We start from the raw sequence: 23,033 nt of genomic DNA on the forward strand, positions 1-23,033 counted from the left end.
CTCAGCGGCCTCCCTTGGCGAGGCGAGGGTTGAGCGCATCGTTGAGGCCTTCGCCGATCAGGTTCAGCGCCAGCACCGAAACGAGAATGGCGATGCCGGGAAAAACGGTGATCCACCAGGCCTGGCGGATCACGGTGCGGCCGGCGCCGACCATGTAGCCCCACGACATCAAATTGGGATCGCCGAGGCCGAGGAAGGAGAGGGAGGATTCCAGGAGGATCGCGGTCGCGACCATCAGCGAGGCGAGCACGATGACGGGCGACAGCGCGTTCGGCAGGATCTCGCGCCAGATGATCCACCAGTTGGTCTGGCCGGTCACGACTGCCGCCTGGACATATTCGCGCGTGCGCAGCGACAGCACCTCGCCACGTACCAGCCGCGCCACCGGAGGCCAGCTCACGATGGCAATGGCGGCGACGATCGAGACGATGGACGGCTGCATGATGGCGACGAGGACGATGGCGAGCGCAAAGCTCGGCACTGTCTGGAAGAACTCGGTGAAGCGCATCAGGGCATCGTCGACCTTGCCGCCGAAATAGCCGGCTGTCGCGCCGAGCGGAATGCCGACGGCGAGCGAAGCCAGTGTCGAAATCAGGCCGACCAGCAGCGAGACGCGGGCGCCGTAGATGATGCCGGCCATCACGTCGCGGCCGAGCGCGTCGGTGCCGAGCGGAAAGCCTGATAGCGTGAACGGCGGCAGGAACGGCCGCTGCACCATGCGCCAGGGGGAGGTTGGAAACAGCAAGGGACCGAACATGGCGACGGCGACCGCGATGACGAGGATCGCGATGCCGATCATGCCGCCGGGGTTGCGCAACAGCATGCGCGAGGCCTGTTTCATGACGCGAACTCGATGCGGGGATCGACGGAGCGATAGACCAGGTCCGTGATCAGGTTGAAGGCCAGCACCATCGCCGAGCAGACGACGAAGACGCCGAGCAGGAGATTGTAGTCGCGCTGCAGCAGCGCCTCGTACATCAGCCGGCCGATGCCGGGCCATGCGAACACGGTCTCGGTCAGCACCGCGCCGCCGACCAGCGTGCCGGCCTGCAGGCCAGCGAGGGTGACCACCGGCAATAGCGCGTTGCGCAGCACGTGGCGGCGCTGGATCACGGCATCCGACAGGCCCTTGGCGCGCGCGGTCTTGACGAAGTCGAGCCGGTTGACTTCGAGCATCGAGGCGCGGGTCATGCGGGCATAGGTGGCCATGAAGAACAGCCCGATGGTGGTGGCCGGCAGAATCAGATGCGCGGCGACATCGAGCACATGGGCGAGCCCGGTGTAGCCCGCGCCGACCGTCTCGTAACCAAAACTCGGCAGCCAATCCATCGTGACCGAAAACAGCAGGATCGCCATCAGCGCGACCCAGAACAGCGGCGTGGCATAGAAGATCAGGGCGGCGATCGTAATCGCGGTGTCGGCCCAGGTGCCGGCAAACCGCGCCGCCAATGCGCCGAACAGGATGCCGAACAAAAGCGAGATCGCAAACGCGGTCCCCGTCAGCAACAGCGTGGCCGGAAGTCGATCGAGGATCAGCTTCGAGACCGGCATCTGCTGGCGAAACGAGAATCCGAGATCGAGGCTGAGAATGCCTTTGACGTACAGAAACAGTTGCACCGGCAACGGCTGGTCTAGCCCGAACTTCTCGCGCAGTTGCGCGATGAAGAGCTGGTCGCCCGCGCCGGCTTCGCCCGCCATCACCACCGCGGGATCGCCGGGCGCCATCCGGATCAGGAAGAAGTTGAGCACGACAAGGGCGAGAAGGACGATGACGGCCTTCGCGATCCGCTGGGCGATGAAGGAAATCATGAGCTGTCGATGGCGTTGGAGGCGCGATGTTCCGGGGCGTCAGACTTGAGGCCTGACGCCCGATGAGCGGGGGATTACTTCTCGATCCAGGCGTCGCGGAAACCGTCGTTCACGCCGATGCCAGTCGTGATCAGGTTCTTGACGCTGCAGCGGGTAATCGTCGGGAATTGCAGTTCGAGCATCCACGCGACAGGCACGTCTTCGACCAGGATCTTCTGCGCCTTGGCGTAGATCTCCTCACGCGCCGCATCGGGGAAGGCGACCGCGCCGTCGGCGAACAGCTTGTCGATCTCGGGGTTCGAGTAGCCTTCGACGTTGTTGAAAGGAGAGCCCTTGGCGATCTGGCTGGAGACATAGTTGCGGCCGACGCCGAGCGCGGGATCGCCGTACTGATAGAGATAGGTGAACGCGATGTCGTAGTCCCACTCGCTGACCTTCTGGTTCCAGCCGGGCACGTCGGTCGCGATCATCTCGACGTTGACGCCGACGTCCTGCAGGTTCTGGCGAACCATCTCGGCCCAGCGCTGCCACGTCTCGCCATAGGGCAGCGGCAGCATGCGAACCTTCTCGCCGTTATAGCCGGCTTCCTTGAGCAACGCCTTTGCCTTGGCGGGATCGTAATCGTATTTCGGGACCGCGCCGGTGTAGTACTTGATCGCCGAGCCGGACGGGCCGGTCGCGACCTTGCCGAGGCCGTTCCAGACCACGTCCTTGGCCATGTTGCGATCGATCGCAAACATCAGCGCCTGGCGGAATTTCTTGTTGGCGGTGGGACCCGAGCGGTTGTTGAGCCAGAGCCAGGAATGCGGGCTGAAGAATTCCCAGCCCGCGCCGGTGACGCAGGTGTTTTTCAGCTTGCTCAGCCGCGGCACGTCGAAGTTCTCCACCGAGCCGCCCGGCAGCACGTCGACCTTGCCGGTCTCGTAGGCGACCGAGCGCGCGGCGGCGTCCGGAATCACGTGCCAATAGATCTCGTCGATATTCGGCTTGCCCTTGACGTGGTAGTTCGGATTCTTGACGAGATGGATGAACGAGCCCTTCTGCCATTCCTTGAACATGAAGGGGCCGGTGCCGACCGGCGTGTTGTTGGCAGGGTTGGTCTTGAAATCGGTGCCTTCATAGATGTGCTTCGGGATCATCGGCAGCGAGCCGACTTCGAAGATGCCGATGAAGGGGCCGAACGGCTGCTTCAGCGTGAAGGCGACGGTCGATTCATCCGGCGCTTCCACCTTGTCGAGCTGAACCAGATTGCCGCGGGCGCGCGCGTGCGTCTGCTTGAGGAACTCGATCGTGAACAGCACGTCGGCTGAGGTGAACGGCTTGCCGTCATGCCAGGTCACGCCCTTCACGAGCTTGAACGTGTAGACCTTGCCGTCCTCGCTGACCGACCAGCTTTCGGCGAGGCCGGGCAGGGGGTCGAGCTTGGGGCTGTAGCGCAGCAGGCCTTCATAGATATTGCCGGCCACCATCTGCGTCGGACCGTTCTGCACCAGACCGATCATCAGGCTCGGCGGCTCGGGCTGGATCACGGCGTTGACGACGCCGCCTGCTTTCGGCCCATCGGCCATTGCGGCCGAACTCAGCACGCACATCGTGGCGAGGCTCATCAAAATCTTACGCTTGGACATCGCATACCTCGTTTAAAGAAAAAGGGGCTTCGCGCTCTCACATCGCCGAGCGCGTCGTCAGTTCGCAAAATCGGGATCGGTGCGCTCGAGCATTCGCTTGAAGGCGGCCCACTCGCTGTCGGGCACGCCGTTGAGTTCGATCGCGTCGTAGAAGGTTGCGTATTGGCCGGCCGTCTTGCGGGCGACCGCATCGGAAAGCGGGATGAACTCGGCGCCCGATGACTGCACGGCGAGCTGGGCGCGGCAGGAGCGCTCCAGATTGTGCATCAGCTTGAAGGCCTCGGCGACGGACCGCCCGCAGGTCAGCATGCCGTGATTGCGCAAGACCATGACGAACTTGTCGCCGAGATCGGCAACGAGGCGCTCGCGCTCATCCAGATCGAGCGCGATGCCCTCGTAGTCGTGATAGGCGAGGCAGCCGGTGAATTGCAGCGACCATTGATTGAGCGGCAATAGCCCCTGCTTCTGGCAGGCAACGGCGATGCCGGCCACCGTGTGCGTGTGCAGGACGCAGATCGCGTCATGCCGCGCGGCATGGATGGCGCTGTGAATGGTGAAGCCGGCCGGGTTGATGCCGAGCCCCATGGGATCGTCGATGACGTTTCCGTCGAGGTCGACCGTCACCAGGTTGGACGCCGTGACTTCCTCGAAACGCAGGCCGTAGGGATTGATCAGGAAGCGGTCGTTCCGGCCCGGCAGCCGCACCGAGATGTGGGTGTAGATGCTGTCGTCGAGACCGAGTCGATGAATGAGCCGGTAGGCCGCCGCAAGGTCGATCCGGATTTGGAGGGTCTGGTCATCAGCCGCAGGCCATGCCTTTGCGGTGTTTTGCGCTGCGCTTGTCATTTCCGCCTTTGTCCACGTTCCAACGTTTTCAGCTTGCGTGGGGCATGACATTAGGGCAAGACTAAACTGTCGACAATCGACGATTAAAAAATATACACAGACTGACGCGGGTTTAGCCAATGCGACCTATGTCTCTTCCTGTTGGATTACCGGCCGTTGCGGACAGCGATCTGGTCGGCCAGGTCGCGCGCATCCTGACCCAAGCGATCGTTCAGGGCCGCTTGCCGCCGGGTTCCAAGGTGGTGGAAGCGGGGATTGCCCGGGAATTAGGCGTTAGCCGCGCGCCGGTACGTGAGGCGGCCCGGCTTCTGGAAAAACAGGGCCTGCTGGTCGCGAAGCCGCGCCGCGGCTTTTTCGTGCGCAAGCTCGAAATCAGGAACATCGACGAGATCTACGATCTACGGCTTTGCATTGAACGGCACGCCAGCGTGCTGGCGGCGCGCAACCTGACGACGGAATCGCGCGACGCGTTGCGGCGGCAAATCGACGTTCTGCACAAGACCGCCGATCTCGACGATCCGGCGCGGCAGGTGGAAGAGGACTATCGTTTTCACCGGCTGATCTTCGAAATCGCCGATAACCGCCGCCTGCTGCGGCTGTTCGATGATCTCGCGGCAGAACTGCGCATGGTCATCGGCCTGATCGGCCGTCTCTACGACGACCCGCATGAGATCGCGCGGACGCATGAGCCGCTGCTCGCGGCTATTGAAGCCGGTCATCCCGAGCGCATCACTGCGCATGTCGACTACCATATCGGTCACGCTTGGCGCGAAGTCGGAAAACTGGCGCGCGAGCTTGCGCTGCCGGCCGGCGATGCCGCTGAAGCGCCGGGCGGGATTCTCATTCCAACCAACGGAGTAACCGTGTGAAGGCCGTCTACACCGAACTGCATCGCAGCCACGATCCACAATTCTTCCTGGTGCGCGGCGTGATCAAGCGCACCACCGAGCAGCCCGAGCGCGCCGACCGGCTGCTGGCCGGGCTGAAGGCCGGCAAGCACACCCTGGTCGAGCCGGCGGTGTTCGGCCAGGGCCCGCGGGCGCGGGTGCACAGCGCGGACTACCTGCGTTTCATGGAAGAAGCCTGGGATGCCTGGGTCGCGCTCGGCGATTCCGGAGCGGAAATGATTCCCAACGTCCACCCCGTTCGCTACGGCGCGACGTATCCAACGCATATCGTCGGCCGCCTCGGCTGGCACGCGGCGGATACGGGCGCTCCGATCGGCAAGGGCACCTACGCCGCCGCCTGTGCCGCCACCGATGTCGCCACGACGGCGGCGCAACTCGTCATGGACGGCGAAGACGCGGTTTATGCGCTGTGCCGGCCGCCGGGTCATCATGCCTATGCCGACATGGCTGGCGGTTTCTGTTTCCTAAACAATAGCGCGGTGGCAGCCGCCCACCTGCGGCTCACGCATGAGCGTGTCGCGATTCTCGATGTCGACGTGCATCATGGCAACGGTACGCAGGGTATCTTCTATGAACGGCCGGACGTTCTCACTGTGTCGATCCACGCTGATCCCGTCTTCTTTTATCCCTACGTCTGGGGATATGCGCATGAGCGCGGCGCCGGCCCGGGCCTCGGCGCGAATCTCAACATCCCGTTGCCGAAGGGCACCGGGGATGACGATTATATAAAGGCGATTGGGGAGGCGGAAAAAACCATCCGCGCGTTTGCGCCCGGCGCGCTGGTGGTGGCGCTCGGCCTCGATGCCTCCGAGCACGATCCGCTTGCCGGGCTCGCAGTGACGACGGCGGGCTTCCGCCGCATCGGCGCGGCGATCGCGCGGCTCGGCCTGCCGACGGTTTTCGTTCAGGAGGGCGGTTATCTCTCCGATATTCTCGGCGCCAATCTCACGGCTGTGCTCGGCGGTTTCGAGGAAGCCCGTTAGCTGCCCCATCGACTCCTGCCACGCCTGCTAAGCAGATGTGGCACGATGTCCTGATGTCCAAATCTCGACATTGGCCAGGGCCCGATCTAGGCTCGGGGCGCGATGCAGCGAAGAACGCTCCGAATGCTCAGTGCTTTGCGGGCTCTGCTGGCTCCGTTCTGGAGCCATTCCCGGGAGCGCGCAGCTGCGCAGCGCGATGCGGCCAATAGCTCGGCATCGCCACTTCTGATCTACGTCGCCGCCGCGCTTTTCCTGCTGCTGTCGATTCTCATGATCGATCTGCATCGCGACGAATTGCAGGCACTCGGTGGAGCAGAGCGGATCAATCCGGCCCTTATGAGTCCCTAGAATTGCTGGCGCGCATCTACTCGATGACGATGCGCGGCGGCGGTCGGTGTGCCGCGCCCGTTACGATCGCGGTCCAGATTTCACGTGCGATGGCGACGTAATGCTTCGCATGGACGCCGTCGGGCTCGACCGCGACGATGGGACGGCCGTCGTCAGAGGTCTGGCGGATCTGCATATCGAGCGGGATCTCGCCGAGATAGGGAATGCCGCGGCTTTCGGCTTCCGTCCGCGCGCCGCCATGGCCGAAGATCGGCGTGACGTGGTTGCAGGTCGGGCAGCAGAAGCTCGACATGTTTTCGATCACACCCAGGATCGGGATGCTCACCTTCTGAAACATCGCGATGCCGCGCCGCGCGTCGATCAGCGCGAGGTCCTGCGGCGTCGAGACGATGACGGCGCCGGCGAGTGGCGCCTGTTGCGCCATGGTGAGCTGCGCATCGCCGGTGCCGGGCGGCAGGTCGACCACGAGAATATCGAGATCATCCCATGCGACCTCGCGCAGCAACTGCGTAATGGCGGAGATCACCATCGGCCCGCGCCAGATCATGGCGTTGTCTTCCTCGACCAGAAAGCCGATCGACATCACCTTGACGCCGAACCGCTCCAATGGCTCCAGCATGCGGGGCCCGAGTTGGCGTGGCTTGCCGCGCAGTCCGAACAGTTTTTGTTGCGACGGACCGTAGATGTCGGCATCGAGAATGCCGGTCTTCAGTCCGAGCGCGGCAAAGCCGAGCGCGAGGTTGCAGGAGGTGGTGGACTTGCCGACGCCGCCCTTGCCGGAGGCAACCGCGATGACGTGCTTGACGCCGGGAATGCCTGCTGCTTTCGACGTCGCGCGGGCCTTGAGATCTGGCGGGGTGGCGGACACTGGCGGCTCACGATCCAAGCGGATCGTCCTTCTTTGCTTCGCGCGCGCGCAAGTAATCTTCGGTCGACATCACAGGCGGGCGCTGCGGCACCGCATGCGGGTCGAAACTTTCGTTCACCACCGCTTCGACGCGACAATCCGCGCACATCTTGATGACGTCGAGACGTTTCGCATTGGGGCCCTGGAACATCCAGTGCCTCTCGCTGCCGAGCTTGGCCAGCACGCGATCGATCGAACTCTTGGTGCCGAACGGTTTGCCGCAGGCGATGCAGTTGAACGGCTCTTCCTCCTTCAGCACGCGCTGCGGCGTGTTCCAGGCCTGGAAGTCGAGACGCGGCTCGATGCTGATGACCTTCTCGGGGCAGGTGGACTGGCACAGTCCGCACTGCACGCAGAGGCTTTCGGTGAAGCGCAGCATCGCGCGGTCGGGATTGTCAGATAGCGCGCCGGTCGGGCAGGCGGTGACGCAGGCGTGGCACAGCGTGCAGCCATCGACATTCAGGTTCACGGTGCCGAACGGCGCGCCTGGGGCGAGCGGCACGACGTCGACCGGTGTGGGAGCGGCGAGATGAAGCTCGCGAAACGTCGTCTCCAGCACACCGCGCTTCGCGCCGCGCGGCATGAAGCTGGCCGGCTTTTGCGTTGCGATCCCGCGAGGGGCCGCATCCAGCGCGGCGCGCAGTTGGTCAGGATCGTCGGTCTCGATGATCCGGACCAAACCAGTGCCGAAGCCGAGCGCCGAGATGATGGTGTCTGATGTTTCGACCGCGCGGCGAAGGGCCGTGATGTCGTGGCGCGGTTTTCCGCGCGTCAGCAGCGCGGCGCCGCTGCCGCCATAGGCGAAGACGGACGCGATGATCTCAGGTCCGATCTGGGTCACTTCGTTGACGCGCAGCGGCAATACGTTGGCCGGCAAGCCGTCGCCGAACCGCGCCAGCGCATCGATGATGTCCTCGCCGTGCTCGCCATCGTGAAACAACACCACGGCATCGCCGCCGCCGGCCTTGCGGTAGGTCTGCAGCAGCGTCCGCAGCCGCCGCATCAGGGCGTCCGCGCTCGGCAACGCATATGACGCAGCACCCGTCGGACAAACGGATGCGCAGGAGCCGCAGCCGGCGCAGACATTGGCGTCGATCGCAACCGCGTTGCCGTTCGGCGTGATTGCGCCGGTCGGACACAAATCGAGACAGCGCGTGCATCCGGTGATGGACGAGCGCGAATGCGCGCAGAGCGACGGCTCGAAATTGACAAAGCGCGGCTTGTCGAAAGTGCCGACGAGCGCGCCGGCATCCGCAATCGCGCGCTCGACGGCGGCCTTGTCGCGCGGATCGGCGCGCAAATAGCCGGGGCGCAAGTCATGCGCGGGAAACAGCGGCGTGCCGCCGGAGAGATCGAGGATCAGGTCGCAGGTCGACGTCGCGCCATCGCGCGACGACCCGAACACGAGCTTTGCGCGCGAGGACGGGGATGGCAGCGCATAGTCGTCGATCGCAAGCTCGAACTGTCCGAGATGTCCGCGGGCATTGCGGATCGTACCCTTGAGCACGGGAAATTCGTTGGTGCGCCGCGGGGTCACGTCGCCGGGCTTGGTCAGAAGCACGGTGATGTCGAGCCGGTCGGCGAGACGCTGCGCCGCCTCGATTGCGATTTCATCCCGGCCATAGATCAGCGCAACGCCGCTGCTCTCCAGCGTCACCAGCTGTAGCGGCGGCATCTCTTCGCCGGCAGCGGCAATCAGTGCGGCGGCTTTCGGACCGGCGGCGGTGGCATCCTTCGACCAGCCGCCGGTCTCGCGGATGTTGACGAAGGTGAGCTCCGCTTGCGGAGAATTTTCCGCGACTTCCCGAAACAATGGCGCTTCCTGGGTGCAGGCAACCGTGATCGGCGCGCCTGCGGCGAGCGCCTCCTTGAAGCGGTCGAGGTCGAGCCCGCAAAGCTGGTTGGCCTGCGTGATCTTGCCCGTGCAGCCACGGCCGATCGCTTCCGCATCGAGCGGCATGGTCTTCTCGCAACTGCAAATCAGGAGGCGAGACTTCGCCGCATTCATGTTGAACTACCTTGAACCCGATGCACCGTACCGGGCGGTTGCTTCACCCCGTCGTTCTGCGGTAACCGCTCGGGCGGATATCTGCAAGATATAAGGCCGCTCGCGCTGCCAGCCAGTGCGGGGTAGCATACACAGGCGGCCTTTGAAGCCATGAGGGAATAGTTCTTCGTGATCGGTCGTGTCGGAGATACGGAACAGACGCTCGATCTGCCGCCCGGTTATACTTTGGTCGCGTTGCGCGAACTCGGCGACGCGTTTGCCCATGCGCGCGAGATCGCGGCGGAGGCGGGCGCCGGGACGCTGGTATGGGTACGCCGCTACGACCTGGTCGAATTCGCGGTGGTGCTTGAACCGGACGAGCCGCTCGCCTCGGCGCGCCGGGCGTTCTTTGCCGGCATGAATGCGCTGGCGGACGCGATTGCCGCCCATTGTCCGCCGGAGCGGGAGGTCGCGTTCGACTGGCCGGACGCCATCAGGTTCGACGCCGGACTGCTCGGCGGCGGACGACTGGCCTGGCCCGCAGATTGTGCTGAAGACGAAGTGCCGGGGTGGCTCGTGTTCGGCGTGATCCTGCGCGCGGCGGCGATGGCGCATATCCCGGAGGTGCAGGCGGCCTCGGGCGTGTCCCTGCTGAGCGAAGGTTTCGAGATGGTCGAGACCGATGCGATCATCGAAAGCTTCAGCCGCCATTTGATGACCGCGTTCGACCGCTGGAAGGAGCGCGGATTTGAGGCGATCGCGCGGGACTACCTGGAGCGGCTCCCCAAGAACAAGGCCGGTGAACGGCGGGGCATCGACGTCAACGGCGATCTTCTGGTGCGGCTGCCTGCCGGCAACGTAGCACCGGAGCGGAGCAGCCTCGTGGATGCGCTGGCGAGGGCCAGTTGGTATGATCCGCAGGCGCGGGGTCCGAAGTTCGAATGAGGCGGACATGTTGAAGTTTCCGCGTACCATCAGGCTGGACCCGTCCGATACCTTTGTTTTCGAACGGGCGGCGGAACCCGGCGAATGGGCGGTTTCCGGCGCGTTCGTGTTCTGGAACCGGGATCCGGCGACGCTTGGTCAGAAGCAGCGCGTGGCGCTGCGTTCGGGCTTTCTCGGGATCGACAGTTTTGGATGGTCGACCCTTGCCGTCGTCACCGAAGCAACCGAAGCGGAACGGCAGGCGATGATCGAGCGGCTTGCCGGGCATTTGATGGATAAATTCGGTGCACCGGATGCGAATGCCGCGCGTCTTGCGGCCGAGGAGGAGGTCGCGTTCGCCGGCTCGCTCTGCGATCATCCGCCGCAGACGCTGCTGGCCGTTCAGCGCAACGTCGAGAACGGCGAAATCCGCGAACGCTTTCGGACGCTGAAGCCGCGCTTAGGTGCCGCAGATGCCGACCGGTTGCACGCCCATGCCAGCGCCTTTACCTTCCATGAAGTCGAAGGCGATGATGAACCCGCTGATGAGGTCGATCTTTGCGGGTTGATCAGAACCGACGGCAAGACGACGGATCGTACATGAGAGAATTCTGGGTCGCTTCGGGCCATCACCTTACGCGCCGCGCCGATCACGGCGGGTTGGTGGCGACGCCCGAACTCATCATGGCCTATCTGGCGCGGCCCGAATTGCTGCCGCCGGCCGATGCCTGCGAGGCCGAGCGCCGCCTGCATGAGAGCCTGATGGCCGATCCGCTGCGACCGGTGTCGGGCGCGGACATCGCCGCGCTCGCCGATGCGGATGCGCGCGAAAACTGGTCCTTCATGATGAATTTCCGCGACCGGCTGATGGAGGCGCCGTCGCTGGAGGCGGTTTACGTCGCACTGGCCCGCAAGGGGGCCGGCGATCTGCCGCCGATCTTCCTGTCGCAATTGTGTCACCTGATTCTGCGCAACGCGCTCGAAGGCTGCGACGACCCCTATATCTTGCGGGCGGCCGAATTGTTCTATCGCAGCCAGCTCGCGGCCATTCACGAAGGCACGTTGCTGCTGGCCGATGCCGAAGTGATCGAGGCCGAGCAGCATGCCCAGCACGACCTGCATTCATCGCCGCTGACGGCCATGCTGCAGCAGCCGAAGTCCTTTGGCGAGATGGACGTCATGGACGACGAAAACGCCTGGACCTATTGGTCGCGGTCGGACGCGCATGCGATGGTCATGAATCTCGGCGGTAACAAGAAAGCGCGCGCCGCCCTGTGCCGGGTCATCGAGCGCTGGATCGCTCATTTGCTTGGGATTACCGTCAAGGTCGAAACCATTGCCTCGATCGAGGATCGCGACTGGCGGTGGTTCATCGGCCTCGACAGCGAGGCGACGCGGATCGGCAATGCGCTGTGGCACGGCGAGCGGCTGGAAGGCAGCGTCGCCGAACGCATCGTGGCCTTGATGCGCCTGACGTTCGACGATGCGCGGCTGGTGGATGAGCGGGTCGGCGACAAGCCGGTCTATCTTATCCTCGCCATGGGTGCGGACAAGGTGGTGCGGCTGAAGCCGCAAAATCTGATCGCGGGGTTGCCGCTTGCGGCGACCGCGAACGCTACATGATCCGCCGAAGGAAGGATCTGACATGACCGAAGCATCGCGGGAAGTCGGTGTGGTGGTGCGATGCCGTTCGATCGACAATCCCTGGGTCGACCAGTTGTGGTCGCCGGCGATGATCCTGGACGAGGTGCCCGCGACCGCGCCGTGGACCGCGCTGTCCACCGAGGCCGACGCGACGACGTATTACGCCGGCGCGGCCAGCATCGATCTGTTCAGTGCGGAGACGGCGAATTATCGCGACAATCTCGCCGACGGCGAGCCGCGCATCTGGGTCGCGTTGCGGCGCCAGGACGGCGGCGCTGAGCTTGAGCTGACGAAAGTTACCGCCGACCCGACCGAAGGGGAGGCGATGTTCGAAAGCGGCTGCGACGTGATCGGCACAGTGCCGATGCCGCCGGAAATCGCCGCCTGGATTGCCGCCTTCGTCGATCAATTCCATGTCGAGCGCGTGTTCCACAAGCGCAAGCGGGATCGCGCCAGCGGCGATCGGCCGCGCGTGCCCGGCGGCGGGCCGGATGAGAGGACGGGTCGCAAATGAGTGGTGCGGACGAGACCGACCGGGAGAAGGGCTTTCTGGCGCGATGGTCGCAGCGCAAGCAGGAAGCGAAGCAGGCCGAGCCGAAGCTGGACACGCCGGCAGCACAAGCGATCGAATCGTCAGATCCGCCGGCAGCGCAACCCGAGGAGCCCGAGTTCGATCTCTCGTCCCTGCCAAAGCTCGAAGAGCTGACGGAGACCACCGATATCACTGCCTTTCTTCGCAAAGGCGTTCCCGAACATCTGCGGAATGCGGCTTTACGAAAATCCTGGGCGCTCGATCCCGCGATCCGCAATTATGTCAGCCCCGCACTCGACTATGCCTATGACTGGAATGCACCGGGCGGGGTGCCCGGCGGCGGCGAACTCGGTCCGGGTGTCGATGTAGCGCGGATGGTCGCGCAGATCATGGGTGAGCCCGCAACGGAAAGTGTAAAATCCGATGCAAATGCCGGGAAAGAGGCGCCCGGTTCCCCGCCACCTGATCTACCGCCAGAATCGCAGCCGGAACCCCCGATGCAGCCCGTGAGACGGGCTGAAGAAGCGGTCGTGGCGGCGGAAGCCGCTCCAATGGTCGAGGAAGCGGTTGATGGAACCGCGCGGGCGGACGAGTCCGAACTGCCAAGGACTGTTGCGCCGCAGCAACCAGTGCGACGTCATGGCACCGCGAAACCGATTGTTTAGACAAAAGTTTTTGCGGACATAGGTCGAGCCTATGTTACAGATTCCTCACTTGGAATAATTCCAGTTCTAAGTTTGTTTGCCCGGGGACACGGGTGGGCGCGAGTGGGCGGGGAGAAACGGTAGCACCATGCGTGATGCCGGACTGGAACTAGCTATCAAAGCAGCAGGTGGCGTCGGGTCACTGGCGCGGGGACTGGGAATTGCCCAGCCGTCGGTGTCCGCGTGGGCGCGCATTCCCGCCGAACGGGTTCTTGCCGTCGAGGCGCTGACGCAGGTGGACCGTTTCGTCCTGCGTCCCGATCTTTATGGATCACCTGAAGATCAGGCGACATCGAAGGCTGACGTCGACGAAATCGACCGGCTGCGCGCCGCGGAATACGGCCTGTTGTCGCTATTGCTCGGCAAGGCGCCCGACGCGGACACCCTGAAGCGGGTTGCCACGCTGAAGGGCGACGGCTCCGATCTCGGCATGGCGCATGTCGAACTCGCATCCGCCGCGGCGGCGACAGATGATCGCGCCGTCAGCAAGGAGTTCTTCGACCTCTTCATCGGGCTCGGCCGCGGCGAACTGCTGCCCTATGCCTCCTATTATCTGACCGGCTTCCTTCACGAGCGTCCGCTGGCGCGGGTGCGCGAGGATCTGCGCGCACTCGGGATCGAGCGCGCAGGCACCTCGCGCGAGCCGGAAGATCACATCGCAATTCTGCTCGAAGTCATGGCCGGGCTCGCGCGCGGCGACTTCGAGGCCGAATTCGCCGAACAGGCAAGTTTCTTCGAGCGACATCTCAAACCGTGGGCGGCACGGATGTTCGCCGATCTGGAGATGTCGCAATCGGCGCGCTTCTACCGCGCCGTCGGCCGTGCCGGCCGTGTCTTCATGGAATTGGAATCCGAAGCCTTCACGCTGTCCTGACAATGGCGATGAGGCAACGAAATGGGAGATCGCAATGAGCAAGCCATCTGACAGCAAGGACAAGTCACGGGCCGCCGGGGTGGATCGGCGCAGCCTGTTTCTGATGGGCGGTTCGGCGGTCGCTGCAGCAGCCGTTGTGCCGCTCGCCGGCACTGAGGCGGTCGCGGACGAGTCGCAGGCCGAGCGCGTCAAGGCGCGCTACAAGGAAACCGATCACGTCAAGAACTACTATCGCGTCAACCGCTATTGATGGGACCACGCACATGTTGATGAAGCGAAAAGATGGATCCGCGGGCAAGGCGCGTTTGCAGGGTATCGCTGCCAGCCTCGCGTCAGGAGTTCTCGACCGCCGTACGTTCCTCAGGCGGTCCGGTCTGGCGGCCGGTGCAGGCGCCGCCATCGGCCTGATGCCGCTCGGCTCGGTGCGCAAGGCGCAGGCCGGGCCTGAGAAGGTCGGTGCGCCGACCGAAATCAGAAAGAACATCTGCACGCACTGCTCGGTCGGCTGCACCGTGATCGCCGAGGTGCAGAACGGCGTCTGGGTCGGCCAGGAGCCGGCGTGGGACAGCCCGATCAATCGCGGTTCGCATTGCGCCAAGGGCGCAGCCGTGCGCGAGCTCGTCCACGGCGACCGCCGTCTGAAATATCCGATGAAGCTGGTCAACGGCGAGTGGCAGAAGGTCTCGTGGGACCAGGCCATCAACGAGATCGGCGACAAGATGCTGGAAATCCGCGCCAAGTCGGGCGCCGATTCCGTCTATCTGCTCGGCTCGGCGAAGTTCTCCAACGAGGGCGGCTATCTGTTCCGCAAGTTCGCGGCGTTCTGGGGCACCAACTCGATCGATCACCAGGCCCGCATCTGCCATTCGACCACCGTCGCCGGCGTCGCCAATACCTGGGGCTACGGCGCGATGACGAATTCCTACAATGACATGCGCAATTCGAAGACCATCGTCTTCATGGGCTCGAACGCGGCGGAAGCGCATCCGGTTTCGCTGCAGCACATTCTTTCCGGCAAGGAGCTCAACCGCGCCAACGTGTTCGTGCTCGACCCACGCTTCACCCGCACCGCGGCGCACGCCACCGAATATGTCCGCTTCCGCGGCGGTACCGATATCGCGGTGATCTGGGGCATGCTGCACCACATCTTCAACAATGGCTGGGAAGACAAGGAATTCATCAAGCAGCGCGTCTACGGCATGGACCAGATCCGCGCCGAAGTCGCGAAGTGGACGCCGGAGGAGGTCGAACGTGTCACCGGCATTCCCGGCGAGCAGTTGAAGAAGGTCGCCGAGACCTTTGCCAAGCAGAAGCCGTCGGCCTTTGTCTGGTGCATGGGCGGCACCCAGCACACGGTCGGCACCGCCAACGTGCGGGCCTATTGCAACCTGCTGCTGGCGACCGGCAATGTCGGTTCCTTCGGCGGCGGCGCCAACATCTTCCGCGGCCACTGCAACGTGCAGGGCGCGACCGATATCGGTCTCGATATCACGTCGCTGCCGCTCTATTACGGCCTGGTCGAAGGCGCCTGGAAGCACTGGGGACGGGTCTGGGAAGTCGAATACGATTATCTGCAGTCGCGTTTCGACGAAGTTCCGGCCAAGGCGGGCCGTCCGGCGCGCACCCGCAAGCAGAACATGGAGCTGCCGGGCATCCCGTGGACCCGCTGGTTCGATGCGACGCTTTCCAACCCTGATGACGTCGATCAGCGCGATGCCGTGAAGGGCGTGGTCATCATGGGGCACGGCGGCAACACCGTGCCGCGCATGACGGAGATGGTGAAGGGCCTCGAGAAGCTCGAGCTGCTCGTGGTCGCGGATCCCCATCCCACCACCTTCGCCGCAATCTCCGAACGCAAGAACGGCACCTATCTGCTGCCGGCCTGCACTCAGTTCGAGACCTCGGGCTCGCGCACGGCCTCCAACCGCTCGCTGCAGTGGGGCGAGCAGATCGTCAAGCCGATCTTCGAATCCAAGGACGACTACGAGATCATCTACCGTCTCTCGACCAAGCTCGGCTTCGCCGACAAGATGTTCAAGAACATCAAGGTCGAGAACAACCGGCCGTCGCCCGAAGACCTGCTCCGCGAAATCAATCGCGGCGGCTTCTCGACCGGCTATTCCGGCCAGTCGCCGGAGCGGCTGAAGGCGCACATGAAGAACCAGGGCAAGTTCGACCTGGTGACCCTGCGCGCCAAGGCGGACGAGCCGGAGATCGGCGGCGACTATTACGGCCTGCCGTGGCCGTGCTGGGGCACGCCGCAGATCAAGCACCCGGGCACGCATACGCTCTACAACACCAACCTTCATGCCAAGGATGGCGGAGGCACGTTCCGCGCCCGCTTCGGCGTGGTCTATGAAGAGAAGCAACCGGACGGCTCGGTGAAGAATGTCAACCTGTTGTCCGAGGGCTCCTACAGCAAGGGCTCCGAACTGACCGACGGCTATCCCGAGTTCACCTACGGCGTGCTCAAGAAGCTCGGCTGGGACAAGGACCTCACCGCGGACGAACTGGCCACCATCAACAAGATCGGCGGCAACAATCCCGATGGCGTTGGCTGGGCGGTCGACCTGTCCGGCGGCATCATCCGCGTCACGCTGGAGCATGGCGTGATGGCCTACGGCAACGGCAAGGCCCGCGCGGTGGCGTGGAATCTGCCCGATCCCGTGCCGGTCCATCGCGAGCCGATCTACACGGCGCGCCCTGATCTGGTCGCGAAATATCCGACGCGTCCCGACGGGCGTCAGTTCCGCATGGCCAATCTCGGCTTCTCGATCCAGAAGGCTGCGGTGGAGAAGGGACTGGCCAAGCAATTCCCGATCATCCTGACCTCGGGACGCCTCGTCGAATACGAGGGCGGCGGCGAAGAAACCCGGTCGAACAAGTGGCTCGCCGAGTTGCAGCAGGACATGTTCGTCGAGGTCAACACCTCTGACGCCGCCGAGCGCGGCATCAAGGATGGCGGCTGGGTCTGGGTCTATGGCCCCGAAAACAGCTCGAAGGCCCGCGTCAAGGCGCTGGTCACCGACCGGGTCGGGAAGGGCGTGGCGTTCATGCCGTTCCACTTCTCCGGCTGGTTCCAGGGCGTCGACCAGCGCGGCAAGTATCCGAAGGGGGCCGACCCGATCGTGCTCGGCGAAAGCGTCAACACGATCACGTCCTACGGCTACGACCCGGTCACCGGCATGCACGAGGGCAAGGTGACCCTGTGCCAGATTCAAGCGGCGTGAGAGGAGAATAGATCATGGCTCGCGTCAAATTTCTTTGTGATGCCGACCGTTGCATCGAGTGCAACGCCTGCGTGACGGCCTGCAAGAACGAACATGAAGTGCCGTGGGGCATCAACCGCCGCCGCGTCGTCACGATCAATGACGGCAAGCCCGGCGAACGTTCGGTCTCGATGGCCTGCATGCACTGTACCGATGCGCCCTGCGCCGCGGTCTGCCCGGTGTCGTGCTTCTACACCACCGCCGACGGCGTGGTGCTGCACTCCAAGGACCTGTGCATCGGCTGCGGTTACTGCTTCTACGCCTGTCCGTTCGGCGCGCCGCAATATCCGAAGGTCGGCAACTTCGGATCGCGCGGCAAGATGGACAAGTGCACCTATTGCGCGGGTGGGCCGGAAGCCGACTCGACGCCGGCCGAATACGCCAAATACGGCGCCAACCGTCTGGCCGAGGGCAAGCTGCCGATCTGCGCCGAGATGTGCTCGACCAAGTCGCTGCTGGCCGGCGACGGCGCGATCATCGCCGAGATCTACAAGGAGCGGGTGATGAAGCGCGGTTACGGCTCGGGCATGTGGGGCTGGAAGACCGCCTACAGCGATTCACCGACCGGCTGATGCTTTCGATCGCCGCGCCACGGCGCGGCGCCACAAGCGTAATTCCGATAATCGAAAGGCGTTGTGCAAATGCCAGGCTCAATTTCAATTCTCAGGTTCGCGGCCTTCAAACCGCTATTCGCCGCGTTCGCTCTGCTGTTCGTGCTCGCGCATCCGGCGGCCGCGCAGATCTCGTTCAAGCCGACCGCCGAGGCTGTTCAGGAAGACAAGCTCCTGAACGCGCTGAAGGAGGGCGACAAGATCTCCGGGCGCGTATCGATCCCTGACGGAAATGCGGCCAATCTGATCCAGCCCGCCGGGCGTGACTGGCGCGACTTCCAGCGCAGCAAGCTGCCGTGGATCGGCGGCATTGCCATTCTGGGCATGCTCGTCGTGCTGGCGATTTTCCTGATGGTGCGCGGGCGAATTCGCGTGCAGCAGGGATTCTCGGGGAGGACGATGCTGCGCTTCAACAGCTTCGAGCGCTTCGTCCACTGGCTTACGGCAAGCTGCTTCGTCGTTCTGGCGCTTTCAGGCTTGAACGTCAGCTTCGGCCGCACCCTGGTCCTGCCCCTGTTCGGTCCGGACGCCTTTGCCGCCATGTCGGCCTGGGCCAAGCTTGCGCATAACTATCTGGCGTTCCCGTTCATGTTTGGTGTCCTGATCATGTTCCTGATCTGGATCAAGAATAACATCCCGGGCAAGCTCGATCTGGAGTGGATCAAGCAGGGCGGCGGGCTGCTGTCCAACGGTAAGCATCCGCCGGCCAAGCGTTTCAACGCCGGCCAGAAAGGCATCTTCTGGATCGTGGTCATCGGCGGCGCGCTGATGTCGGTGTCCGGCTGGTTCCTGTTGTTCCCCTATCTTCCCGGCAACGTCACCGCGCTCCAGTTCTGGACGGTGATCCATGCCATCATTGCGATGCTCTTCATCGCCGCGATGCTGGCGCACATCTATATCGGCTCGATCGGGATGGAAGGCGCCTTCGACGCCATGGGGAGCGGTGAGGTCGACGTCAACTGGGCCAAGGAACATCACGCGCTCTGGGTCGAGGAACAGCAGCGCAAGGCCAATGCGCCCGCCAATAGCGCCCGGGCCGTGCCGGCCGAGTGATGCGGCGGCTTAAAGTCAAAGGTGAGGAAGTGACATGAAATCCTTTGTTGCGGCTGTAGCATTCGCGGTCGTCGCCGCGGTCGGCGTCGCGATGGTGCTCAACACCATTCAGGAGCCAAGCTCGGTCGCCTTTACGACCAGCGGCGCCAGGGTTGGCGATCCCGGCCATAATCTGATCGGCCCGAGCTGACCCCGGCGGTGGGCGTGCCTGACGTCACGCTGGCGTGGCCGGTCGAAATCCGGCTGCCGAAGGATCGCCGCTCCTTGCGTGTAGCCTTTGACGATGGCCGTATCTTCGATCTTTCCGCCGAATTGCTCCGGGTGACCAGTCCGTCCGCGGAGGTGCAGGGGCATTCGGAGGCCGAGCGCAAGACGGTCGGCGGAAAACGCAACGTCGCCATTCTTTCGGTCGATCCGGTCGGTAATTATGCCGTCAGGCTAGGGTTCGACGACATGCACTCGACCGGCATCTACTCCTGGGCGTTCCTGCGCGATCTCGGCGAGAACGCCGATCGGCGCTTTCAGGATTATCTCGACGACCTCAAGGCCAAGGGGCTCGACCGCGACAGGCCGGGCATACGCTGAGGGCCGGCGGGAATGGCAGCCAGGGATTCGGCGAAAGCCCCCCATCGCAACAAAGGCCGGTCAGCGCTTTTGGCGCTTATAGCCGGATTGATCGCGTTGCCGATCTGTACAACGGCTGCCCTGGCGCAGATGCGCGGACATGGCGGGCCGGTGCGGGCGCTGGCGATCTCGGCCGACGGGCAAAGCGCGATCTCCGGCAGCTTCGATTCGACCGCGATCCGCTGGTCGCTGACGCGCAATGCGGCCGAGCAGGTGCTTCGTTTCCATTCCGACGCCGTCAACGCGGTTGCGCTGATCGGGGATAAGCGTGCGGCGACCGCCGGCGCCGACGGACGCATTGCGATCTGGACGTTTGGCAAGACCGAGCCCGACGCGGTGTTCGAAGGTCACACGGCGCCAATTGTCGCGCTGGCGGTGTCCCCCGATGGCGCAACGCTGGCATCGGCCTCTTGGGATCGCTCGGTGCGGCTCTGGCCGCTCGCGGGCGGGGCTCCGCGCGTGCTCGATGAGCATACGCAGAACGTCAACGGCGTGGCGTTTACGCCCGATGGCCGCGCGCTGGTCAGCGTCAGCTACGACCTCAGCGTTCGTATCTGGCCGCTGTCGGGTGCGCAGCCGCCGACCGTCGTTGCAATGCCGACCCCGCTCAACGCCGTGGCCGTTGGCACCGATGGTGAAATCGCGGTGGGAGGTGCCGATGGCAACGTCTACTTCCTGACCGCAAGCGGCGCCCGCGCCGGTGAGGTTGCGGCAGGGCCAAGGCCGGTGATCTCGATTGCGATTTCGCCTGACGGCGCGCATGTGGCCGCCGCTGGCATCGGTGGCACGGTCGCGGTGATCGATCGCAAGACGCGCGCGCTGGCGCGCACGCTGGTCGGTCCGGGGCTGCCGGTCTGGTCGGTGGCCTTCTCGCCGGACAGCCGCACGTTGCTCACCGGCGGCGCCGATAACATCATCCGGCGCTGGAACGCGGCGACCGGCGAGTCCGTCGATCCGATTCTCATGGAGACGGCGGGAGATCCGCTCGCGGCCTATGCCGGCGATCGCGGCGCGGAGATTTTTCGCGCCTGTGTCGCGTGCCATACGCTTGGCGCCGATCAGGCCAACCGCGCAGGCCCGACGCTTGCCGGAATTTTCGGCCGGCGTATCGCGACCGCACCGGGCTATAATTTTTCCGAGGCGCTCAAGCAACTCGATATTGTCTGGACGCCGGAGACGGTTTCCAAATTGTTCGAGGTCGGGCCGCAGGCCTACACGCCCGGCACCAAGATGCCGGAGCAGCGTATTGGTTCGGAGCAGGACCGCGCCGCGCTGGTGCAATTCCTCGAGCGTGCGACCAGGCAATAATATCGAGCGGCGCGGCGACTATTCCGGCTTCGTCAATGTTTCGCCGGCGGCGCCGAGAAGACCAGCGACATATCCTCGAACTCCTCGATCGGAAGCCTGGTTGTGCCCGCGGAGGCCGGGGATTTCTTCGACAACGCTACGCCAGTGGTTACGGTAGAAGGTTCATGGGAAATTGAGTACGAGCGCATCGTGGTTGCGACAGCGAGCAGGGCGACTGCCACGAATCCGGAAATCAACAGACGCTTCATGAAAAACCCCGTTGGTTCGAAATGCAGTGTGGCTTGCACCACCGCATTTACGGCCAACGGTCACGCCTGAATGTGGTCTGCGTCACCTATCACGATCTTGTTTTCGGCAATTGAATCGGTTTCCTCGCACTGAGTGAAACTTTGAACCGCCACCGTTGGTTGCCGAGCCGGTGATTGTCGCGGCAGCGGTGTCCCCGGCGAAGCTACGGCGCAGGCCTACGGCCGGTGCGTGGGTTGAGCGGACCCGTCGGTCGCCGCCGCAAGGCTTCCGGCAAAAACTCCTCATCTCGGTCGGGCACGGCGCTAGAGCGGACGTCCGCTGCGGACTGGGCCCGTTCATGCGGAGTTTGGTTGTCCTTGAATCTTCGCTTCACGTCGACGCCGTCAACGGGATCGTTGACGCCATGCTGAATGTCTCTGAAGTCGCCCATGAAATCCTCCTGAGCGCTTACCGGTCTGCATGCTCGCCAACGCGAGCTGGAGAACGGTGGAGAAGTGACGGCTGTGCAGCCCGGATATCGCCGCGCTCATCCGGGCTACGGACTGATCCCCATTCACGGCACGCTTTGGGAGTCCTTGGCGCCGAGTGCGGTCTTGTTGCCGGCGTCGCGGCCGGGGACGCTGACATGAACCTCGTGACCCTGCCGGATCGCGAGTGAGGCGGCCGCAACGGCCGCTTCGAACGCCGCTTCCTTGGTGTCGTAGCTGTGCGGCGCACTTCCGTCGTGGAGGACTGTCCAGCCGTCCGGTTTGGCGATGATCATGTATTCGGCCAATCCCATCGAAGCCTCCTTGCTGTTCGCATGGGCAACGTGGAAGCCCGTTCGCCGGTTCCGATCGCTTGTCGCGCGGCGGCGTTCAGGCGCGCGGGGGCTTGCATCGACGGCGCGTCCTGTCGAAGGACAGATCAGGTCTTTGGTGGACGCCCGCGTTTCGCGAACAGAAGCCCTTGCATGTCAGCGGCCTTCTGGAGAAGGCCTGCGCGTTTCAGCGCCTCGCTTCGGGCAGGACCATGGGGCATCGCACGCGCTTGCTCCAAGGCTGCCAGCGCCTCGGTTTGCAATTCGTGTTGGGGCCGGACCTCGTCCTTCCTTTTGTCCATGCGAAAACAGTAGGTGCGGGGCCTCTGCCTGTCTGTACGGTTGCGGACCTTGGAACCAGCGGCGGAAGGGGTAATCCCCAGGAACCAAATCGTGAGCTTGCTGCTTCCACCTTCGGATCTTCTGGGCGCAAGAACGGCGCCATAAGCCAGGCGCGGCCGCGACGGATGGAGACTTGCGAATGCTCGAAGAGAAACTGAAGGAGTCGATTGTCGCGGAACTGAAAAGGCAGGCCGCGAATGATCCGAAATCGCTCAGCATCGAGAGCTCCGATGGTCTCATCGTCAAGGGCAAGATCGATCTGGACGATCTGGTGATGGTGATTGCGGGCGCCGTTGCCGGAGGGCCGTAACGGCCTGCCGTGAGCCGGCAAGCCGTATCAGGAACGGAGCGGGTCGCCGGACGTTTTCCCACAAACGGATTGAATGCAACATGACGGAACCATTGCCACTGCTGATCGAGAGTTCGATTGCGATTGCCTGGGATTATCTCGAGCGTACGGGAGAGTTGGGTGACGCGATGGCGGCCGGCCGCTTCCTCAGTGACACGATCGAATTGATGGTGCGCCGTGGCGAACGGCGGCGGTTGATGCTCGCCAACAAGGCCATCACGGCCTATCAGCAATTTCTGCACCAGCAATCCAGACCTCCGGTGCTCGCATCGGCCTGATGATTGTTTGCTCAGCAGCTGCATTCGTGTCGTTCGCACGCGACGAGACATCAGCGG

26 protein-coding genes are annotated in these 23,033 nt (G+C 63.9%); 18 read left to right on the top strand and 8 right to left on the bottom strand.

Annotated features, from left to right (window positions below):
• Window position 1: 1 nt before the first annotated feature.
• The 4 genes from CQ14_RS29515 to CQ14_RS29530 form a co-directional block, all read right to left on the bottom strand.
• A complete protein-coding gene (locus CQ14_RS29515; protein ID WP_057861323.1) occupies window positions 2-841 on the bottom strand; it encodes an ABC transporter permease in 840 nt (279 codons plus the stop codon).
• A complete protein-coding gene (locus tag CQ14_RS29520) occupies window positions 838-1,809 on the bottom strand; it encodes an ABC transporter permease (protein WP_057861324.1) in 972 nt (323 codons plus the stop codon). The genes CQ14_RS29515 and CQ14_RS29520 overlap by 4 nt, the downstream gene beginning before the upstream one ends.
• 74 nt (window positions 1,810-1,883) lie before the next feature.
• Window positions 1,884-3,416, bottom strand: coding sequence for an ABC transporter substrate-binding protein (locus CQ14_RS29525; protein ID WP_430650224.1), 1,533 nt, complete (start codon window positions 3,414-3,416; stop codon window positions 1,884-1,886).
• Between the two features lie 78 nt (window positions 3,417-3,494).
• Complete coding sequence (locus CQ14_RS29530; RefSeq protein ID WP_057861326.1) at window positions 3,495-4,283, bottom strand: class II aldolase/adducin family protein; 789 nt, start codon at window positions 4,281-4,283, stop codon at window positions 3,495-3,497.
• A 128-nt stretch (window positions 4,284-4,411) separates the two neighbouring features.
• Here CQ14_RS29530 and CQ14_RS29535 point away from each other — a divergent pair, with 128 nt between their 5' ends.
• From CQ14_RS29535 to CQ14_RS29545, 3 genes are all read left to right on the top strand, one after another.
• Window positions 4,412-5,152 (top strand): GntR family transcriptional regulator, encoded by a 741-nt coding sequence (locus CQ14_RS29535; RefSeq protein WP_245320599.1) that lies wholly within the window; start codon window positions 4,412-4,414, stop codon window positions 5,150-5,152.
• Complete coding sequence (locus CQ14_RS29540) at window positions 5,149-6,174, top strand: histone deacetylase family protein (RefSeq protein WP_057861327.1); 1,026 nt, start codon at window positions 5,149-5,151, stop codon at window positions 6,172-6,174. Before CQ14_RS29535 ends, CQ14_RS29540 begins: the two co-directional genes overlap by 4 nt.
• A gap of 123 nt (window positions 6,175-6,297) precedes the next feature.
• Window positions 6,298-6,522, top strand: a complete 225-nt coding sequence (locus CQ14_RS29545) for a hypothetical protein (protein ID WP_057861328.1) — start codon at window positions 6,298-6,300, stop codon at window positions 6,520-6,522.
• A 16-nt stretch (window positions 6,523-6,538) separates the two neighbouring features.
• Here the strand turns inward: CQ14_RS29545 and CQ14_RS29550 are convergent, their stop codons facing one another.
• Together CQ14_RS29550 and CQ14_RS29555 are read right to left on the bottom strand one after the other, a co-directional pair.
• The gene (locus CQ14_RS29550) at window positions 6,539-7,390 is read right to left on the bottom strand and encodes an Mrp/NBP35 family ATP-binding protein (RefSeq protein ID WP_057861329.1); all 852 of its coding nucleotides are present in this window, start codon (window positions 7,388-7,390) and stop codon (window positions 6,539-6,541) included.
• A gap of 7 nt (window positions 7,391-7,397) precedes the next feature.
• On the bottom strand, window positions 7,398-9,437 hold the full coding sequence (locus CQ14_RS29555; RefSeq protein WP_057861330.1) for a 4Fe-4S binding protein: 2,040 nt from the start codon (window positions 9,435-9,437) through the stop codon (window positions 7,398-7,400).
• 168 nt (window positions 9,438-9,605) lie between these two features.
• Here CQ14_RS29555 and CQ14_RS29560 point away from each other — a divergent pair, with 168 nt between their 5' ends.
• The 13 genes from CQ14_RS29560 to CQ14_RS29615 all read left to right on the top strand — a co-directional run bounded on the left by CQ14_RS29560 (window position 9,606) and on the right by CQ14_RS29615 (window position 20,959).
• Window positions 9,606-10,361, top strand: coding sequence for a biotin/lipoate--protein ligase family protein (locus CQ14_RS29560; RefSeq protein WP_057861331.1), 756 nt, complete (start codon window positions 9,606-9,608; stop codon window positions 10,359-10,361).
• 7 nt (window positions 10,362-10,368) lie between these two features.
• On the top strand, window positions 10,369-10,944 hold the full coding sequence (locus CQ14_RS29565) for a DUF6505 family protein (RefSeq protein ID WP_057861332.1): 576 nt from the start codon (window positions 10,369-10,371) through the stop codon (window positions 10,942-10,944).
• Window positions 10,941-11,963: a DUF6352 family protein gene (locus tag CQ14_RS29570; protein ID WP_057861333.1), complete on the top strand. Its 1,023-nt coding sequence runs from the start codon at window positions 10,941-10,943 to the stop codon at window positions 11,961-11,963. Before CQ14_RS29565 ends, CQ14_RS29570 begins: the two co-directional genes overlap by 4 nt.
• 22 nt (window positions 11,964-11,985) lie before the next feature.
• Window positions 11,986-12,498, top strand: coding sequence for a DUF3305 domain-containing protein (locus CQ14_RS29575; protein WP_057861334.1), 513 nt, complete (start codon window positions 11,986-11,988; stop codon window positions 12,496-12,498).
• Window positions 12,495-13,181, top strand: a complete 687-nt coding sequence (locus CQ14_RS29580; protein WP_057861335.1) for a DUF3306 domain-containing protein — start codon at window positions 12,495-12,497, stop codon at window positions 13,179-13,181. Before CQ14_RS29575 ends, CQ14_RS29580 begins: the two co-directional genes overlap by 4 nt.
• Before the next feature lie 127 nt (window positions 13,182-13,308).
• On the top strand, window positions 13,309-14,094 hold the full coding sequence (locus CQ14_RS29585) for a molecular chaperone TorD family protein (protein WP_057861336.1): 786 nt from the start codon (window positions 13,309-13,311) through the stop codon (window positions 14,092-14,094).
• Between the two features lie 34 nt (window positions 14,095-14,128).
• Window positions 14,129-14,344 carry a hypothetical protein gene (locus tag CQ14_RS29590; protein ID WP_057861337.1) on the top strand — a complete coding sequence of 72 codons (216 nt, stop codon included), beginning with the start codon at window positions 14,129-14,131 and terminating at the stop codon, window positions 14,342-14,344.
• A gap of 13 nt (window positions 14,345-14,357) precedes the next feature.
• The gene (locus tag CQ14_RS29595) at window positions 14,358-17,324 is read left to right on the top strand and encodes a formate dehydrogenase subunit alpha (protein ID WP_057861338.1); all 2,967 of its coding nucleotides are present in this window, start codon (window positions 14,358-14,360) and stop codon (window positions 17,322-17,324) included.
• A 14-nt stretch (window positions 17,325-17,338) separates the two neighbouring features.
• Entirely contained in the window at window positions 17,339-17,935 is a 597-nt protein-coding gene (fdh3B, locus tag CQ14_RS29600) for a formate dehydrogenase FDH3 subunit beta (RefSeq protein WP_028348819.1), read from the top strand.
• A gap of 69 nt (window positions 17,936-18,004) precedes the next feature.
• On the top strand, window positions 18,005-19,027 hold the full coding sequence (locus CQ14_RS29605; RefSeq protein ID WP_057861339.1) for a formate dehydrogenase subunit gamma: 1,023 nt from the start codon (window positions 18,005-18,007) through the stop codon (window positions 19,025-19,027).
• A gap of 34 nt (window positions 19,028-19,061) precedes the next feature.
• Window positions 19,062-19,217, top strand: coding sequence for a hypothetical protein (locus tag CQ14_RS44860; RefSeq protein WP_199805641.1), 156 nt, complete (start codon window positions 19,062-19,064; stop codon window positions 19,215-19,217).
• 14 nt (window positions 19,218-19,231) lie between these two features.
• Entirely contained in the window at window positions 19,232-19,612 is a 381-nt protein-coding gene (locus CQ14_RS29610) for a gamma-butyrobetaine hydroxylase family protein (protein ID WP_057861398.1), read from the top strand.
• Between the two features lie 12 nt (window positions 19,613-19,624).
• A complete protein-coding gene (locus CQ14_RS29615; RefSeq protein WP_063800444.1) occupies window positions 19,625-20,959 on the top strand; it encodes a c-type cytochrome in 1,335 nt (444 codons plus the stop codon).
• Window positions 20,960-20,991: 32 nt separating this feature from the next.
• Here the strand turns inward: CQ14_RS29615 and CQ14_RS29620 are convergent, their stop codons facing one another.
• Window positions 20,992-21,207, bottom strand: coding sequence for a hypothetical protein (locus CQ14_RS29620; RefSeq protein WP_156435571.1), 216 nt, complete (start codon window positions 21,205-21,207; stop codon window positions 20,992-20,994).
• 554 nt (window positions 21,208-21,761) lie between these two features.
• Window positions 21,762-21,989 carry a hypothetical protein gene (locus tag CQ14_RS29625; protein ID WP_057861341.1) on the bottom strand — a complete coding sequence of 76 codons (228 nt, stop codon included), beginning with the start codon at window positions 21,987-21,989 and terminating at the stop codon, window positions 21,762-21,764.
• 499 nt (window positions 21,990-22,488) lie between these two features.
• Between CQ14_RS29625 and CQ14_RS44865 the strand changes: the two genes are divergently transcribed.
• The gene (locus CQ14_RS44865; RefSeq protein WP_199805642.1) at window positions 22,489-22,659 is read left to right on the top strand and encodes a hypothetical protein; all 171 of its coding nucleotides are present in this window, start codon (window positions 22,489-22,491) and stop codon (window positions 22,657-22,659) included.
• Between the two features lie 80 nt (window positions 22,660-22,739).
• Window positions 22,740-22,976, top strand: a complete 237-nt coding sequence (locus CQ14_RS29635) for a hypothetical protein (RefSeq protein WP_057861343.1) — start codon at window positions 22,740-22,742, stop codon at window positions 22,974-22,976.
• Window positions 22,977-23,033: the final 57 nt, after the last annotated feature.

Source organism: Bradyrhizobium lablabi (assembly GCF_001440475.1).
GTDB classification, from domain to species: domain Bacteria; phylum Pseudomonadota; class Alphaproteobacteria; order Rhizobiales; family Xanthobacteraceae; genus Bradyrhizobium; species Bradyrhizobium lablabi.

Excerpts from the sequence above, each read along its gene's own strand:
- CQ14_RS29515 (WP_057861323.1), bottom strand. The coding sequence starts at position 841 with ATGAAACAGGCCTCGCGCATGCTGTTGCGCAACCCCGGCGGCATGATC.
- CQ14_RS29520 (WP_057861324.1), bottom strand. The coding sequence starts at position 1,809 with ATGATTTCCTTCATCGCCCAGCGGATCGCGAAGGCCGTCATCGTCCTT.
- CQ14_RS29525 (WP_430650224.1), bottom strand. The coding sequence starts at position 3,416 with ATGAGCCTCGCCACGATGTGCGTGCTGAGTTCGGCCGCAATGGCCGAT.
- CQ14_RS29530 (WP_057861326.1), bottom strand. The coding sequence starts at position 4,283 with ATGACAAGCGCAGCGCAAAACACCGCAAAGGCATGGCCTGCGGCTGAT.
- CQ14_RS29535 (WP_245320599.1), top strand. The coding sequence starts at position 4,412 with ATGTCTCTTCCTGTTGGATTACCGGCCGTTGCGGACAGCGATCTGGTC.
- CQ14_RS29545 (WP_057861328.1), top strand. The coding sequence starts at position 6,298 with ATGCTCAGTGCTTTGCGGGCTCTGCTGGCTCCGTTCTGGAGCCATTCC.
- CQ14_RS29555 (WP_057861330.1), bottom strand. The coding sequence starts at position 9,437 with ATGAATGCGGCGAAGTCTCGCCTCCTGATTTGCAGTTGCGAGAAGACC.
- CQ14_RS29565 (WP_057861332.1), top strand. The coding sequence starts at position 10,369 with ATGTTGAAGTTTCCGCGTACCATCAGGCTGGACCCGTCCGATACCTTT.
- CQ14_RS29570 (WP_057861333.1), top strand. The coding sequence starts at position 10,941 with ATGAGAGAATTCTGGGTCGCTTCGGGCCATCACCTTACGCGCCGCGCC.
- CQ14_RS29575 (WP_057861334.1), top strand. The coding sequence starts at position 11,986 with ATGACCGAAGCATCGCGGGAAGTCGGTGTGGTGGTGCGATGCCGTTCG.
- CQ14_RS29580 (WP_057861335.1), top strand. The coding sequence starts at position 12,495 with ATGAGTGGTGCGGACGAGACCGACCGGGAGAAGGGCTTTCTGGCGCGA.
- CQ14_RS29585 (WP_057861336.1), top strand. The coding sequence starts at position 13,309 with ATGCGTGATGCCGGACTGGAACTAGCTATCAAAGCAGCAGGTGGCGTC.
- CQ14_RS29590 (WP_057861337.1), top strand. The coding sequence starts at position 14,129 with ATGAGCAAGCCATCTGACAGCAAGGACAAGTCACGGGCCGCCGGGGTG.
- CQ14_RS29595 (WP_057861338.1), top strand. The coding sequence starts at position 14,358 with ATGTTGATGAAGCGAAAAGATGGATCCGCGGGCAAGGCGCGTTTGCAG.
- fdh3B (WP_028348819.1), top strand. The coding sequence starts at position 17,339 with ATGGCTCGCGTCAAATTTCTTTGTGATGCCGACCGTTGCATCGAGTGC.
- CQ14_RS29605 (WP_057861339.1), top strand. The coding sequence starts at position 18,005 with ATGCCAGGCTCAATTTCAATTCTCAGGTTCGCGGCCTTCAAACCGCTA.
- CQ14_RS44860 (WP_199805641.1), top strand. The coding sequence starts at position 19,062 with ATGAAATCCTTTGTTGCGGCTGTAGCATTCGCGGTCGTCGCCGCGGTC.
- CQ14_RS29615 (WP_063800444.1), top strand. The coding sequence starts at position 19,625 with ATGGCAGCCAGGGATTCGGCGAAAGCCCCCCATCGCAACAAAGGCCGG.
- CQ14_RS29620 (WP_156435571.1), bottom strand. The coding sequence starts at position 21,207 with ATGAAGCGTCTGTTGATTTCCGGATTCGTGGCAGTCGCCCTGCTCGCT.
- CQ14_RS29625 (WP_057861341.1), bottom strand. The coding sequence starts at position 21,989 with ATGGGATTGGCCGAATACATGATCATCGCCAAACCGGACGGCTGGACA.
- CQ14_RS44865 (WP_199805642.1), top strand. The coding sequence starts at position 22,489 with ATGCTCGAAGAGAAACTGAAGGAGTCGATTGTCGCGGAACTGAAAAGG.
- CQ14_RS29635 (WP_057861343.1), top strand. The coding sequence starts at position 22,740 with ATGACGGAACCATTGCCACTGCTGATCGAGAGTTCGATTGCGATTGCC.